16 protein-coding genes are annotated in these 14,789 nt (G+C 66.2%); 15 read left to right on the top strand and 1 reads right to left on the bottom strand.

The window, feature by feature from the left end; translation table 11 throughout:
* The first annotated feature begins 58 nt into the window (after positions 1-58).
* The 14 genes from LVJ94_12780 (at position 59) to LVJ94_12715 (ending at position 12,276) form a co-directional block, all read left to right on the top strand.
* Positions 59-1,561, top strand: coding sequence for a serine/threonine protein kinase (locus tag LVJ94_12780; GenBank protein WXB08104.1), 1,503 nt, complete (start codon positions 59-61; stop codon positions 1,559-1,561).
* Positions 1,558-2,385 carry a hypothetical protein gene (locus LVJ94_12775; protein ID WXB08103.1) on the top strand — a complete coding sequence of 276 codons (828 nt, stop codon included), beginning with the start codon at positions 1,558-1,560 and terminating at the stop codon, positions 2,383-2,385. The genes LVJ94_12780 and LVJ94_12775 overlap by 4 nt, the downstream gene beginning before the upstream one ends.
* A 23-nt stretch (positions 2,386-2,408) precedes the next feature.
* Positions 2,409-3,005, top strand: coding sequence for a DUF177 domain-containing protein (locus LVJ94_12770; GenBank protein ID WXB08102.1), 597 nt, complete (start codon positions 2,409-2,411; stop codon positions 3,003-3,005).
* Positions 3,006-3,010: 5 nt separating this feature from the next.
* Entirely contained in the window at positions 3,011-3,202 is a 192-nt protein-coding gene (rpmF, locus tag LVJ94_12765) for a 50S ribosomal protein L32 (protein WXB08101.1), read from the top strand.
* A 9-nt stretch (positions 3,203-3,211) separates the two neighbouring features.
* Positions 3,212-4,165, top strand: a complete 954-nt coding sequence (fabD, locus tag LVJ94_12760; GenBank protein ID WXB08100.1) for an ACP S-malonyltransferase — start codon at positions 3,212-3,214, stop codon at positions 4,163-4,165.
* A gap of 147 nt (positions 4,166-4,312) precedes the next feature.
* Entirely contained in the window at positions 4,313-5,059 is a 747-nt protein-coding gene (locus LVJ94_12755; GenBank protein WXB08099.1) for a 3-oxoacyl-ACP reductase FabG, read from the top strand.
* Between the two features lie 74 nt (positions 5,060-5,133).
* Positions 5,134-5,379 carry an acyl carrier protein gene (gene acpP, locus LVJ94_12750; GenBank protein ID WXB08098.1) on the top strand — a complete coding sequence of 82 codons (246 nt, stop codon included), beginning with the start codon at positions 5,134-5,136 and terminating at the stop codon, positions 5,377-5,379.
* Positions 5,380-5,620: 241 nt separating this feature from the next.
* Complete coding sequence (gene fabF, locus LVJ94_12745) at positions 5,621-6,865, top strand: beta-ketoacyl-ACP synthase II (GenBank protein WXB08097.1); 1,245 nt, start codon at positions 5,621-5,623, stop codon at positions 6,863-6,865.
* 19 nt (positions 6,866-6,884) lie between these two features.
* Complete coding sequence (gene rpiB / locus LVJ94_12740; protein ID WXB08096.1) at positions 6,885-7,325, top strand: ribose 5-phosphate isomerase B; 441 nt, start codon at positions 6,885-6,887, stop codon at positions 7,323-7,325.
* A complete protein-coding gene (nrdR, locus tag LVJ94_12735) occupies positions 7,322-7,792 on the top strand; it encodes a transcriptional regulator NrdR (GenBank protein WXB08095.1) in 471 nt (156 codons plus the stop codon). The genes rpiB and nrdR overlap by 4 nt, the downstream gene beginning before the upstream one ends.
* 2 nt (positions 7,793-7,794) lie before the next feature.
* A complete protein-coding gene (ribD, locus tag LVJ94_12730) occupies positions 7,795-8,943 on the top strand; it encodes a bifunctional diaminohydroxyphosphoribosylaminopyrimidine deaminase/5-amino-6-(5-phosphoribosylamino)uracil reductase RibD (protein ID WXB08094.1) in 1,149 nt (382 codons plus the stop codon).
* 62 nt (positions 8,944-9,005) lie between these two features.
* Complete coding sequence (gene def, locus LVJ94_12725) at positions 9,006-9,530, top strand: peptide deformylase (protein ID WXB08093.1); 525 nt, start codon at positions 9,006-9,008, stop codon at positions 9,528-9,530.
* A 64-nt stretch (positions 9,531-9,594) separates the two neighbouring features.
* The gene (locus LVJ94_12720; protein ID WXB08092.1) at positions 9,595-10,431 is read left to right on the top strand and encodes a response regulator; all 837 of its coding nucleotides are present in this window, start codon (positions 9,595-9,597) and stop codon (positions 10,429-10,431) included.
* A 45-nt stretch (positions 10,432-10,476) separates the two neighbouring features.
* Positions 10,477-12,276, top strand: coding sequence for a lipase maturation factor family protein (locus LVJ94_12715; GenBank protein WXB08091.1), 1,800 nt, complete (start codon positions 10,477-10,479; stop codon positions 12,274-12,276).
* On the opposite strand, the gene LVJ94_12710 is transcribed toward LVJ94_12715, so the two are convergent.
* On the bottom strand, positions 12,249-12,812 hold the full coding sequence (locus tag LVJ94_12710; GenBank protein WXB08090.1) for a hypothetical protein: 564 nt from the start codon (positions 12,810-12,812) through the stop codon (positions 12,249-12,251). The two genes, LVJ94_12715 and LVJ94_12710, sit on opposite strands and share 28 nt — an antisense overlap.
* A gap of 34 nt (positions 12,813-12,846) precedes the next feature.
* On the opposite strand from LVJ94_12710, the gene LVJ94_12705 reads away from it, so the two are divergent.
* The gene (locus LVJ94_12705) at positions 12,847-14,787 is read left to right on the top strand and encodes an ATP-binding cassette domain-containing protein (GenBank protein WXB08089.1); all 1,941 of its coding nucleotides are present in this window, start codon (positions 12,847-12,849) and stop codon (positions 14,785-14,787) included.
* The last annotated feature ends 2 nt before the right edge of the window (positions 14,788-14,789 follow it).

The following is a 14,789-nucleotide window of genomic DNA, read 5'->3' as shown; positions in this document are numbered from 1 at the left end:
GTTCGAGCCAGCAGAAGAATGCGCTACGCTCTGTTTCCAAATGGTGGGCGGCGCACCTGTGCCCGAAAATCCAGTGCGACTGCTCGGTCGCTATGCGTTGCACGGGGAAATCGCCGTCGGTGGCATGGCGACCGTTCACTTTGGGCGCCTCCACGGAGCCATTGGCTTTTCGCGCACCGTGGCCATCAAGCGACTGCACAAACAGTACGCGCGCGATCCGGACTTCGTGTCGATGTTCCTCGACGAGGCCCGGCTGGCGGCGCGCATTCGCCACCCCAACGTGGTGCCGACGCTCGACGTGGTGGCCACCGAGGGTGAGCTCTTCGTCGTCATGGAGTACGTGCACGGCGAGTCGCTGTCGCGGTTGATTCGGCAAGAGACGCAGAAGGGCCAGGCCATTCCGCCGGCCATCGTGGGGAGCATTCTATCGGGCACGCTGCAGGGTCTGCACGCGGCCCACGAAGCACGCGACGAGCGCGGGCAGCCCCTGTCGATCGTGCACCGGGACGTGTCGCCGCAGAACATCCTGGTGGGCTCCGATGGGGTGGCGCGGGTGCTGGACTTCGGCGTGGCCAAGGCCGCGGGGCGGATTCACACGACGCAGCAAGGGCAGATCAAGGGCAAGCTGCCCTACATGGCGCCCGAGCAGCTCTCGTCGGAATCGGAGCTCACGCGGCAGGTGGACGTGTACGCGGCCGCGGTGTGCCTCTGGGAGGCGCTGACCGGGCGACGACTTTTCTCGGGCGACAACGAGGGCATCGTGCTGGCGAGGGTGCTCACGAGCGAGGTGGAACCGCCGAGCCGCTACGCGCGGGACGTGAGCCCCGAGTTGGACGACGTGGTGCTACGCGGGCTGGCGCGAGACCTGGGCCAGCGCTTTGCGACCGCGCGGGAAATGGCCATTGCGCTGGAGCGGGCACTGGGTCGCGTGGCGAGTGCCGCGGAGATTGCCGACTGGATGGAGGGGGCGGCCGGAGTGGTGCTGGCCGCCCGCCATCGAGCTGTGGCTGCGATGGAGCAGCAGACGCCGATCACGGGGCCGGTGAGCACCGAGCAGGTGCTGCACGAGATTTCGTCGATGCGGAAGGCGCCGGAGACGAGACCGACGGCCGAGATGGGTGTTCCGAGCGCTCCTGCGCCGGTGGAGATGCCTTCGGAGCCCGAGACGGCACCGTCGGCCATTTCGGCGTACTCGCAGGCGTTCTCGGAGTTCTCGCCGGGCGCCGAGCGGCGGCGGCGCGCGATCGTGGTGGCGGCGCTGGTGGGATTTGCCGGGCTGTTGGTGGTGTTGTTCGGGGTGGCGATTTGGGCTTCGCGAAAGGACGAGACGCGCGAGGAGCTCCGCGTGGGGCCGACGGTGACGGCGGAGCCGACAACGACGACCGTGGCGTCTGCGCCGCCGTCGCCGTCGGCGACCCCGTCCACGCCGACCACGTCGACGTCGACGTCCGAGGTGCCGAAGGCCGTGGGAAAGCCGATGGGAAAACCCAAGAAGAACTGTGATCCGCCCTATTCGATTGATGCGAATGGTCGGAAGCGGTTCAAGGCAGAGTGCCTGTGAGACGCGGGGCGTTGCTGCTGGTCTGCATGGCGTTGGCTGGGAATGCGCAGGCCAAGCCGAAAGGGGATCCGGTCAAGCAGCAGTGCATCGACGACGCCGAGGAAGGCCAGCGCCTCCGCGATGAGGGAAAGCTTGGGATGGCGCGGGAGAAGTTCGTGGGGTGCGCGAATCCAAGCTGCCCAGGGGCGGTGGTGAAGGAATGCCGCGCCTGGCTCACCGACGTGGAGGCGCGGATGCCCACGCTGCTGATCAGTGCGGTCGATGCGGCAGGAAATGACTTGGTCGACGTGAAGGTCTCCGTCGATGGGCGGCCATGGCTCGACAGGCTCACGGGGACGGAGACGGCCATCGATCCAGGGCCGCATCAATTTCGACTCGAGGCGGCGGGCGCCGAGGCGGTGGAAGAGACGCTCGTCGTGGCCGAGAGGCAGAAAGGACGGGCGCTGCGCGCCAAGTTCGCGCGCGTGAATGCGCCAGCACCCCCCAAAAAGCCGGAGGCGGCGTCGGCACCGGTCGCGGCGTACGTCGTGGGCGGCGTCGGGGTGGCGGCGCTGGCGAGCTTCGCATTCTTCGGATTGAAGGGAATCAGCGACTACAACCACCTCAAAGACACCTGCGATCCCAACTGCTCCACGTCGGACACCGACGCGGTCAAAACCAAGTTCCTCGTGGCCGACATTTCGCTGGGCGTCGGTGTCGTTGCGCTCGGTGTGGCCACGTACCTCTTTCTTTCGCACCCCGGAAAAAGCCCTTCACCAAGCCAGGCCACGATCACCCCATTGCGCGGTGGCGGCTGGCTCGCCGGATACGAGACGCGATTCTGAGCGCAAGAAGGCTTGCGTATGCCATGCGGCCGTGGAAGATTCCCCCGCCCTTCGTCATGGCCGAACTTCAGCGTCACCCCGAATTCCGAGTCCCGACTTCCGAACTCGATGTTGCCGGCAAGGATTACGACTTCCCGGTGCGGGCAAGCTGGGTGCGCGGTTTGCTCGAAGGAAACGAGGCGACACCGGCGGGCGACGATGGGCGCCTCGAGGTGCGTCTCTCGAAAAGCGGCAGCGACGTGGTCGTCTACGGCCGTCTCCGGTTCGAGCTGACCGCCCCGTGCGCGCGCTGCCTGGAGCCGTCCCGCATCCCGGTCGACGAGAAGCTCAGCCTCCTGATGGTGCCCGCCAGCCGGAACAAAGCCCCCGACGCCGAAGAGTACGAGTTCACGCCCGAAGAGGCGGATGTCGTGCCTTTCGACGGGGACAATGTCATCCTGGACGACGTCGTCCGGGATGAGCTCGTTTTGCAAATCCCGATGATCCCCTTGTGTTCCGAGGACTGCCCGGGTATGAGCGCCCCTGGTGTTTCCGGCGCGAGCCCTACCGAGGACACCAAGGAATCGTTGGACCCGCGCCTTTTGCCTTTGCTGCGTTTCAAGAATCTCAAGAAGGAGTAGCCGCCGTGGCCGTCCCCAAACGCCGTACCAGCCGATCCAAGCGCAACATGCGCCGCGCCAATCACGATAAAGTCACGGCAATCCAGCTCATTGCCTGCTCCAACTGCGGCGAGCCGAGCGTCCCGCACCGCGCCTGCGGAGCGTGTGGCTTCTACGCCGGACGCCAGGTGACCGCGGTCGCCAAAAAAGCCGACTGAGCGACGACCATGTCGGTAAAGACGGCATGGTTTTTCCCCGGTCAAGGCTCGCAAGCGGTCGGTATGGCCAAGGAGACCCTCCTTGCGTCAGCGGCCGCGCGTGGCGTCTGGGATCGGGTCGATCGCGAACTCGGGCCTGAACTCCGCACGATCGTGATGGAGGGCCCCGAGGACACGCTCACCCTCACCGCGAACGCGCAACCGGCCATCGTCACGACGAGCCTCGCCGTGTTGGCCGCCTTGCGCGAGCGCTTCCCCGACCTTCCCACCCCCGCGCTTGCCGCCGGTCACTCGCTCGGCGAGTACTCGGCGCTTGCGTCGGCGGGAGCCCTGTCCGTGGAGGACGCGGCTCGCTTGGTGCGCGCACGCGGCCTGGCGATGCAGGAGGCCGTGCCCGCCGGCGTCGGCGCGATGGCGGCCATCATGGCCCTCGATGCGACCGTCGTCACCGAGTTGTGCGCAGAGGCGGAGCAAGCCTCGCCCGCCGGTGAGGTGGTACGTCCGGCGAACTTCAACTCGCCCGGCCAAGTGGTCATTGCGGGCCACGCCGACGCGGTCAAGCGCGCGATCGACATCGCCGGAAGCCGCGGTGGAAAGAGCAAACTGCTCAACGTGAGCGCGCCCTTCCACTCTCCGCTCATGGAGCCTGCGGCCCGTGCTCTGGAAGCCCGGCTCGCCGAGGTGACCATTTCTCCCCTCGCCTTCCCCATCGTGACCAATGTCGAGGCACGCCCGAATCAAGATCCGGCGCGCGTCAAAGAGCTGTTGGTCAAACAGGTGGATGGCACCGTGCGTTGGGAGGAAACCGTTCGATTCATGCATGAGCAGGGAATCACCCGCGCCCTGGAAATCGGACCTGGAAAAGCACTCGCAGGGTTGAGCAAGCGCATTGCGAAGGACCTCAAAGTGTTGAGCGTCTGCGATCCCGCGTCGTTCGATGAGATTCCGGCGTTCCTTTCGTAGTCCGTCGCCCGTCCGTCCTGATCTCGCCTGGTCTTTTCCCGCCCGCCGACGTCGCTTGAAAGCGACCGGCCCCCACATGCTCCTCGAGCTGCGCGCGCCCCTTGGCTGATGACAAGTGACGAAAGGCGTGCGAGAAAGCGCCCCAAGATGTTTCGCCTGGATTCCAAAATTGCTCTCGTCACCGGCGGCTCGCGCGGCATCGGGCGGGCATGCGCTGAAGCCCTGGCCCGCCAGGGTGCGACCGTCATCATCAACTACGTCAAAGGTGAAGCCGCGGCACGCGAGCTTTCCGACCAGATTGTCGCCGCCGGCGGCAAGGCTGAAATCGCCGGCTTCGACGTCGCGGATAGCGCGGCGACCGAAACGCAGATCGAAGCGATCATCAAGCGTCACGGGCGGATCGACATTCTCGTCGCCAGTGCCGGCATCGCCATCGACGGACTCTTGCTTCGTCTGAAGGACGAAGACCTCGACAAACTCTTCACCACGAACGTGCGCGGTGCTCTCACCTGCGCGCGCGCGTCCACGAAGAGCATGATGCGCTCCAAATGGGGCCGCATCATCTTCCTCTCCAGCGTCGTCGGCGAGATGGGCAACGTGGGCCAGACGGCCTACGCGGCCAGCAAGGCGGCCCTCATCGGCGCGGCCAAGTCGATTGCGCGCGAGTACGCGACGCGCAACGTCACGGCCAATGTCATCGCACCGGGCTTCATCGACACGGACATGACCGCGGGCATGACCGACGCGCAGCGCGAAGCGATCAACAAGCTCGTTCCGCTCGGTCGCACGGGTAAGGCGGAAGATGTCGCGGCCGCCGCCGTGTACCTCGCGAGCGAGGAAGCAGGCTACATCACAGGTCAGGTCCTTCGGGTCAACGGCGGCATGTACGTCTGATTTTCGTTCAAGGATTCCAACGGGGTCCCCTAAGCTTTCCCCACGACGCACCCTTTTTCTGATACGAGGCACGCATGGCTCACGACATCCCCGCCGAGGTCAAACGCATCATCAAAGAGCAGCTCGATGTCGACGAAAAAGACATCAAGCCGGAATCGACGTTCATCGACGACCTCGGGGCCGACTCCCTCGGCCTGGTCGAGCTGGTGCTCGCTTTCGAAGAAGCTTTCGAGATCGACATTCCGGACGAGGACACCGAGAAGATCCGCACGGTGCAGGACGCCATCGACTACATCGAGAAGCACGCGAAGAAGTCGTAACGCGTCGTCCGCCGTTCGATCCTACGCCTCACCGGTTATGCCTCCCCCTGAGTGGGGAGGTGGCCGACTTTTTCGTCGGACACGGGGCGCGGCGGTCAGGCATTGGGCGGTCTTCGGCTATGTCCGGTTAACGCGGAACGGTACGGGCTAGCGCTCTCTGCCGCGGAGCCCAGCGCTCCGTGACAAGGCCCTCAGGCCGTACTAAAGACTTGCCGTTAACGCCTACTGCTCGGGAAGATTCATGGAACGCGTCGTCATCACCGGCATCGGTCTCATCACGCCACTCGGGATTGGAACCCAAGAGTCCTGGCGAGCTTTGCTCGCGGGCGAGAGCGGCATCGGTCGCATCACCCAGTTCGACCCCACGGCCTTCCGCGCGCAAATCGCGGGTGAAGTCAAAGGGTGGGACGGGACGCGCTTCGTCCCGAAAAAGAAGCTCAAGGAGATGGACCGCTTCACCGAGTTCGCACTCGGCGCGGCCGCCTTGGCCTTCGAGGACGCCAAGCTCGAATTGACCGAGGAAGAGCGCAACGAGGCAGGATGCTTCATCGGCGTCGGTCTCGGTGGCCTCTTCACCTTGGAGAAGACGAAGCAGACCGTCATGGAGAAGGGCCCTAGCAAGGTCAGCCCCTACTCCATCCCCGGCATCATCGCGAACCTCGCGGCCGGCCAAGTCTCCATCGCCCACGGTCTACGCGGCCCCAGCTACTGCACCACCAGCGCCTGCTCCAGCGGCGCCCACGCCATGGGCGAGGCCGCCGAGTGGATCCGCCGCGGACGCGTGCAAGTCATGGTCGCGGGCGGCTCGGAAGCCACGATCACCCCCGTCGGCATCGGCGGCTTCGAGGCCATGATGGCCCTGTCGCGGCGCAACGACGACCCCACACGCGCAAGCCGCCCCTTCGACAAGGGACGCGATGGCTTCGTGTGCGGAGAGGGCGGCGGCGTCCTCATTTTGGAATCGCTGACGCACGCCAAGAAGCGCGGCGCGAAGATTTATGCCGAGGTCACCGGCTACGGTGCCTCGAGCGACGGCCACCACATCACCCACCCCGCGCCGGATCACGAAGGCGCACAGCGCGCGATGCGTATGGCCCTTCGGGACGCGAACGTGGCGCCCGACCAGATCGACTACGTGAACGCGCACGGCACCTCGACGCCGGCGGGTGACACGGAGGAGTCGAAGGGCATCGTGGGCGTCTTTGGCGCGCACGCCCTGGACAAGAAGCTCTGGGTGAGCTCCACCAAGTCGATGATCGGCCACCTTCTCGGTGCGGCCGGCGCCGTCGAAAGCGCCATCGTCGCGCTGGCGATCGCGGAAGGGCGCATCCCCCCGACGATCAACCTGGACGATCCCGATCCGGAGTGCACGCTCGACTACGTCCCCAACAAGGCGCGTGAGCGACGCATCCGCCATGCATTGAACAACTCGTTCGGCTTCGGCGGGACGAATTGTTCACTGGTTTTCTCCAGGTTCGAAGGCTAGCGCGAAAGACGACAACACGATGAGCGAGCGGATCGTTTTGGCTTCCGACCACGGCGGCCTCGAACTGAAGAAGGAGCTCGTCGAGGGGTTGCGCGAAGGGGGATACACCGTCTTCGACATCGGCACCCACACGACCGAGTCGACGGACTACCCCGACTACGCGCACCAAGCCGTGCGCGGCATGCTCGAGGGCAGCTACGATCGCTGCATCCTCGTGTGCGGCACCGGCGTGGGCATGGCGATGACCGCCAACCGCCACCGGGGCGCCCGCGCCGTCAATTGCTCGGACGTGTTCACGGCGCGCTACAGCCGCGCCCACAACGATTCCAACGTGCTCTGCCTCGGCGGGCGCGTCGTCGGCTTCGGCTTGGCATGGGAAATCGTGAAGACTTGGTTGACCACGCCCTTTGGCGGCGACAAGCGGCACATACGTAGGGTCAACAAAATCGAGTCCGAATGAAGTGCCCATTCTGCGCGCACCTCGAGAGCAAGGTGACCGACTCGCGACTCTCCGCTGCCGGAGACGTGACCCGGCGCCGGCGCGAGTGCGAGAGCTGCGCGCGGCGTTTCACCACGTACGAGAGGGTCGAGGAAGTCGTCCCGCTGGTGGTGAAGAACGACGGGCGCCGGGAAAATTTCGACCGGCAGAAGCTCCTCGCCGGTATGCGCAAGGCTTGCGAAAAGCGCAACATCGCGCTGGAGCGCATCGAGGCCATCGTCGATCAAATCGAGCGTGAGCTCATCGACACGGGGGACAAAGAGGTTGGCGCCCAGCAAGTGGGTGAACGCGTGATGAATCATCTGCGCGCGCTGGACGACATCGCGTACGTGCGCTTCGCCAGCGTGTACCGGTCGTTCCGCGACCTGGATGAGTTCCGCGCGGAGCTCGAAAAAATCGCGAAGCTGCGCCAGATCGAGGAGACGTGACGATGAAAGAGCCGCCGGAAACCGGTGCGGCCGATGCCGCGGCCAAGGACCCCGCCGCCGCGGCCGATGTCGAATGGATGCGCCGCGCCTTGGAAGAGGGCCACAAAGGGCACCCTTCGCCGAACCCGCACGTGGGCGCGTTGGTCGTCAAAGATGGCGCCATCGTCGGCGTCGGTTTCCATGCGCGCGCGGGTGAAGTGCACGCCGAGGGTGCGGCCCTGGCCTCGGCGGGTGAAAAGGCCGAGGGTGCCACGGTCTACATCACCTTGGAGCCGTGCAACCACTTCGGAAAGACGCCCCCCTGCACCGACGCGATCATCGCGGCCAAGGTGGCGCGCGTGGTCATTGGCTGCGCCGACCCGAACCCCAACGTAGCGGGCGGCGGCATCGATCGCCTGCGCGCTGCGGGCATCGAGGTCACCACGTTCGTGTGCGAGGCGGAGGCCCAGCGCCTGATCGCCCCCTGGGGGAAGTACGTGACCCAGGGGCTTCCCTACGTCTCGCTGAAGCTCGCGCTCTCGCTCGATGGGCGCATCGCCACCCGCTCGGGCGCCTCCAAATGGGTCACGGGCCCGGATGCGCGGGCGCGCGTGCACGCCTTGCGCGCGCAGCACGACGCCGTGGCCATCGGCATCGGCACCGCGTTGGCCGACGACCCGCGGCTGACGGTGCGGGATTCCGTGGGGGCGAGCCCGGTTCGCATCGTGTTCGACACGAAGCTGCGTTTGCCGCCGGCGAGTCGCTTGGTCGAGACGGCGGTCGACGTGCAGACGTGGGTCATCTGCAACGCGGATGCATCGACGGCCGCGGAAGAGACGCTGACATCGCGCGGGGTCGAGGTTCTGCGTGCACCGAGCTCGGCAGAAGGCCGCATCGACGTCGCGGCCGCGCTGCGCCTTTTGGCGGCGCGAAGCATCGTGACCTTGATGGTCGAGGGTGGGGCCGAGCTGGCGGGAAGCTTTCTCGCCTCGCGGTTGGCCGACGAACTGCACGCCTTTCTCGCGCCGAGCCTCCTGGGCCCGCGCGGCCGTCCGGGCGCCGTGGATTGGGCTGGGCCCGCCACCCCCGCCGATGCACCGCACATTGCCGAGCCCACGTGGGAGCTCGTCGGCAAGGACGCGCACGTCTACGGGCCGCTCGTGTATCCGTAACCGGGTTGAAGACCGGGGGGCTCGCCAGAAGTCGATTTGGGGATTATTAAAAAGCTTCGGTCATGGCCATTCGCACGATTTTGCACTATCCGGACAAGCGCCTTCGCGTTCCGGGTGAAAAAGTAGACCCTGCCCGCATCGCGGATAAGGAAATCCAGACGCTCATCGACGACATGGCCGAGACCATGTACGCCGCGCCGGGCGTTGGCCTGGCCGCCACGCAGATCGGCGTTGCGCTGCAGATTTTCATCATCGACGTCGCGGGTGAAGACGAGCCGAGCGATCTGCGGGTCTTCATCAACCCCGAGATCATCGAGAAGCACGACGAAATCGTGTGGACCGAAGGGTGCCTCAGCTTCCCCGGCGTGACCGAAGAGATCGAGCGCGCCGCCCACGTGCGATGCCGTGCACTCGACCGCAACGGCAAGTCGTTCGAAATCGAAGCGGACGAGCTCCTCGCCGTGGCCATCCAGCACGAGAACGATCACCTGCTGGGCAAGCTGATGATCGACCGCCTCGGCCCGCTGAAGAAGCGGCTCCTGCACCGCAAGATGCAGAAGCGCGCCGAAGCGACGCAGTCTGCTTAGGAGCCTAAAAAATTCCGTTAAGTCGCAGCCTTGGCTGCACTTGTGCTACTGTAGCGGCGTGGACGTGGGGAGAATCCTCCTCATACATGGGGACGCAAACAAGGCGCAGCTGCTGGCTGCGAGCCTGCAAAGGCACGGTCACCAGGTGGACGTGCGGCAGAGCGCGCGCGCCGGGTTCGAGCGCGCGTGTGCGTGGTTGCCCGACTGCATCGTGTGCCATGTGAACCTGGAGGACATCGACGGCTTCTGGGTGGCCCGCCGCATCCGCACCGAGCTGGGAGACGTCGCGAGCACACCGTTTCTCTTTCTGACGTCGCACGAGGAGCGGCAAGCCCTGCTGCAGGGGCTCCACGTCGGGGCTGACGCCACCCTTTGCGAGCCGTTCACCGAGGAGGAGCTCGCGGCCCAAGTCTCGGCGCTCATCGAGATGGCCCGGCGACTTCACCAGCGGCGCGACTCGTTCATCGACGGCCCCGTGGACTCGTCGATGGGGGCGGCCTTCCGCGGCGATCTGGCCCAGATGTCGCTGGCCACGGTGCTGATGATCCTGGAAATGGAGCGCCGCACCGGCACCGTCACCGTCGTCACCGTCGGCGGACGAAAGGCCACCATGTCCGTGGCGGACAGCGGCTTCGTCGCGTGCACCTTGGACGAATCCGAGCGCCCCCCCACGGACGTGTTGCGCGAGGTGCTCCACTGGAAGCGCGGCCGCTTTTGGTTCCGCCCCGAGGACAAGGCCGACGACACGAAGGAGATCGCCATCCGCGGCTCCATCGGCGCCGTCATGCTCGACGCGATGCGCCTCGGCGACGAGGCGACCATCCTGGGCCCAGACGAAATCGAAGTCGATCTCTCACCGAGCTCGCGCCCAGCGATCCCGAGCAGCAAGCGCGGCGTCTAAACCGCACAGCTTGAGGCGACTCGGCAAATCGAGGACAGTCTCGGGGTGCAAGAGCAGGTGGCCGAGCTGGCGCGACCGCTCGTCGTCTACGATGGCGCCTGCGGCTTCTGCAAACGATGGATCGAGCGATTTCGCCTCCGCACCGGCGACGCCGTCGACTATGCGCCGTACCAGGACGTCGCCGAGCGCTTTCCCGAGATCGGCGAAGACGCCTTCCGCGCGGCACTGCACGTCATCGACCTAAACGGCATCGTGCACCGCGGCGCCGATGCCGTCTTCTCCGCCCTGGCGCATGCCCCGGGCGGCCGATGGCTGGCGATGCTCTATCGCGGTTCGCCGGGCTTCGCGCGGGTGAGCGAGGCCGTCTACGCGTGGGTCGCGTCCCATCGCATCGCGGCCTCGTGGCTGACGACGCTCTTCATCGGCCGCGACGTGCGACCCGCCACCTTCGTACTCACGCGGTGGATCTTCCTTCGCCTCGTGGGGATCTGCGCGCTCGCCGCATTCGTGTCGCTGGCCACGCAGATCGAGGGGCTCATCGGCTCGCACGGCATCGCGCCCGCGCCGCCGCTTCTCGGCATGGCCCTCGGCGACGGTGCGCTCGTGGGGATCGCGTGGGCGGGCGCCGCCGCCTCCGCACTGGTCGCCTTGGACGTGGCCACTGGATGGGCGCTTCTCGCCGCATGGCTGCTTTACCTGGCGCTGGCCAACGTCTCGGGGCCTTTTCTGCAGTACCAGTGGGACGCGCTTCTTCTGGAGACCTTGGTCGCCGCGCTTTTCCTCGCGCCCTGGCGGCGCATCCGGCCCTCGCTCGACCGAGAACGCCCGCCCGCACGCACGGCGTTGTGGCTCCTGCGGTTTCTCATTTTCAAGTTGGTATTCCTCTCCGGCGCCGTCAAACGACTCAGCGGCGACCCGAGCTGGCGCGATCTCACCGCGCTCGACTACCACTATTGGACGCAGCCCCTGCCAGCGTGGACGAGCTGGTACGTGGCGCAGCTTCCTCCGTGGGCGCACGCGCTCTCGGCGCGCGGCATGTTCTTCATCGAGCTTTATCTGCCGCTCCTGGTCTTCGTCCCGCGGCGCGGCCGATGGCTCGCATTCCTCGGCTTCCTCCTTTTGCAATTGGCCATCGGCGCGACAGGTAATTACGGATTCTTCAATGCCCTGACCATCGCCCTCGCCGTCATCCTCCTCGACGATGCGCAAATCCTCGGCGCCCTCCCTGCCCGCTTCGCGCGCAAACTCGAAGGCGTGCGCACCACCGCACAGCCGCTGCGGCGCCTCTCCATCGTGGCCAGCCTCGCCGGTGCCCTGCTCTTCTTCAGCGCCGAGCGAACGTGGTACGCCGTCCGCGGATTGCACGAGGAGCCCGCCGCGTTCCGAGCCATGGGGCACTCGCTCGCGCCGCTCTCGCTGGTGCACGCATACGGGCTTTTCGCCGTCATGACCACCACCCGCCGCGAGATCCACCTCGAGGGAAGCGACGACGGCATCACCTGGCAGCCGTACACCTTCCGCTACAAGCCAGACGACCCGCGCACCTCGCCACGTTTCATCCCGATGCACCTGCCGCGGCTCGATTGGCAGATGTGGTTCTTCGCCCTGTCCGAAGATTGCGCCGAGGACCCCGCGTACATCGCCTTCGTCGCGCGCCTGCTCGACGGCTCGCCCGCAGTTTCCGGCCTTCTCGCCGGCGATCCCTTCGCGGGGCGCAAACCGCGCTACATCCGCAGCCGCTCCGAGATGTACCGCTTCACCACGCGCGCCGAGCGCGCAGCCACCGGCGCCTACTGGGCGCGCGAGCCCACGAGCGACTATTGCCCCGTCTTGGGCGAACGCTGAGCAAGACCCGACAGATGATCCAGCACCGCGTGAAACTCGAGCCGCTGAAGCTCGCGGAGCAACCGCGCGCGCGTTTCATCGGGCCGGCGCGCCACCGCCTCGCACGCGTCCACGAACGCGCGCGCGTTCCATTCGCCGCGTGGAAGGAGCTGGACCTTCAGCGCATTCGTCTCGGCCGCGCCTTCCAAAAGCGCTCCGGCACCTGCAGCCAATGCGCGGAAGCTCGCATGGTCGCCCGCCTGGCCGAACCAGTACTTCGCATTGCCGTAGTCGGGCTCGCGCCGGTGCATCATGCCGTGGAGAAGGCTCGCGTCGGACGTACCCAAGGTCTGCGAAATCTCGTGCGAAGCATCCAGGTGGTCGTGCCAGAGAAGCACGAGCGCGCGGACGAGCGACGCCGCACGCACCGGCAACTCGGCGTCCCGAAGCAAACCATCGAGCTGCCGATTCAACGCGTCCTGCGACGTCACCCCCGGGCGCGGGCCGGGGCCTAGATCGGGCAGGTCACGCGTCTCGAGCAGATTCTTGAATTCCATGGCGGCGTTCATTCTAACGTGACCTCGGCAGAACATGATCGCGACCGCACGACTCGCCAAGGCCTACGGAGGCCGCACACTCTTCGAAGACGTCTCGCTCAAGCTCGTGGAGGGCTCCCGTTACGGGCTCGTCGGGGCCAATGGCTCGGGAAAGACCACGTTTCTCAAGATCCTCGCCGGGGATGAACCCGCCACCGACGGCAGCGCGACCATGCCGCCACGCGACCGGGTTGGCGTCTTGCGGCAGGACCATTTTCTCGACGACGCGCAAATCATCCTGAGCCTGGCCATGATGGGCGACGAGGTCGTCTGGCGCATGCTCCAGGAGCGTTCGCGCATCATCGACCACGGCGAGGGCGATCCGGCCCGCCTGGCGGATTTGGAGGAAGCGCTCGGGCTCGCCGGCGGCTACACCCTCGAGGCGCGGGCGTCGGGCATCCTCGAGGGCCTGGGCATCCCGCTGGCCGTCCACCGCATGCCGCTGTCCACGCTCTCGGGCGGGTTCAAGTTGCGGGTGCTCCTGGCCCAGGTGCTCGTGGGCGGGCCCGACGTCCTTCTGCTCGACGAGCCGACGAACCATTTGGACATCCTGTCCATTCGCTGGCTCGAGAAGTTCCTCATGGGCTACCGCGGCGTGGCGTTGGTCATTTCGCACGACCAGCGCTTTCTCGACAACGTGGCTACGCACATCCTCGACGTCGATTACGACACCATCACGCAGTACGTGGGGAACTACGCGGCCTTCGTCGAGAACAAGCGCCTCACGCGCGAGCGCAAAGAAACCGAAATCGCCCAGGCCGAGGCGGAAATCGCCCACAAGCGCGCCTATGTCGAGCGATTCCGCTACAAAGCCAGCAAGGCGCGGCAAGCGCAGAGTCGTTTGAAGCAGATCGAGAAGATCGAGGTCGAAGATCTGAAAACGAGCTCGCGGCGCACGCCGCTGTTTCGCTTCGAGCCGGAAAGGCCGAGCGGGCGCGACGTGCTCACCGTGGAGCACGTGTCCAAGTCCTACGGCACCAAAGAGGTGCTGCGCGACGTCTCCCTCACCGCGCGGCGCGGCGAAAAGGTGGGCATCATCGGTGCGAACGGACTCGGGAAGTCCACCTTGCTGAAGATCGTGATGGCGCGCCTCGACGCCGACGCGGGAAGCGCGAAGTTCGGCCACGAGGCGCGCGTGGGCTACTTTCCGCAGGACCACCACGAGGTGCTGCCCGATCCTTCCGTGACGGCGCTCGATTACCTGTGGAACACGTGCCCTTCGGAGGCGACGACCTACGTCCGGGGGCAACTCGGGCGCATGCTGTTCTCCGGCGAGAGCGTGGAGAAGCGCGTGGGCATGCTCTCCGGGGGCGAGGCCGCGCGGCTCGTCTTCGCGCGGGTCATCGTGGAGAAGCCCAACGTGCTCGTCCTCGACGAGCCGACGAACCATCTCGATCTGGAGGCCATCGATGCCCTGGTCGAGGGGCTGCTCGCCTTCGATGGCACCGTGCTCTTCGTGTCCCACGATCGCTACTTCGTCTCGCGCCTGGCCACGCGCATCGTGGAGGTCACGGCGAACGGACTGCGCGATTTTCCGGGCACCTACGCCGAATACCTGGCCGCGCTGGGCGATGACCACCTCGACGCCGACACGGTGGTGCTCAAGGCAAAAACCGCCAACGCCGTCGAACGCCGTGAGGAAGGGGCGAGCGCCAACGCGGTGAGCCGGGAGGAGCAACGCAAGCGCCGCAGCCGGGTCAATTCGCTGACCAACCGGCGCGACAAGCTGCTCGCGTCCATCGAGACCGCCGAGACGCGCAAAAAGGAGATCCTCGGCCTGTATGCCGAAGCGGGCTTCTTCGAGCGGACCGCCAAGGCCGACGTGGAGCGCCTGGAGAAGGAAAGCACGGACCTCGATGGCTCCATCGAAGCGTGGCTCGCCGAGTGGGAACAACTCGAGGCGGAACTGACCGATTTGCAGAAGGAGAGCTCCTGACC

The organism is Sorangiineae bacterium MSr11367 (assembly GCA_037157805.1).
GTDB lineage: Bacteria > Myxococcota_A > Polyangia > Polyangiales > Polyangiaceae > Pendulispora > Pendulispora rubella.
Note: the sequence above shows the minus strand (reverse complement) of the source record. Positions and strands in the feature narration are given on the sequence as shown.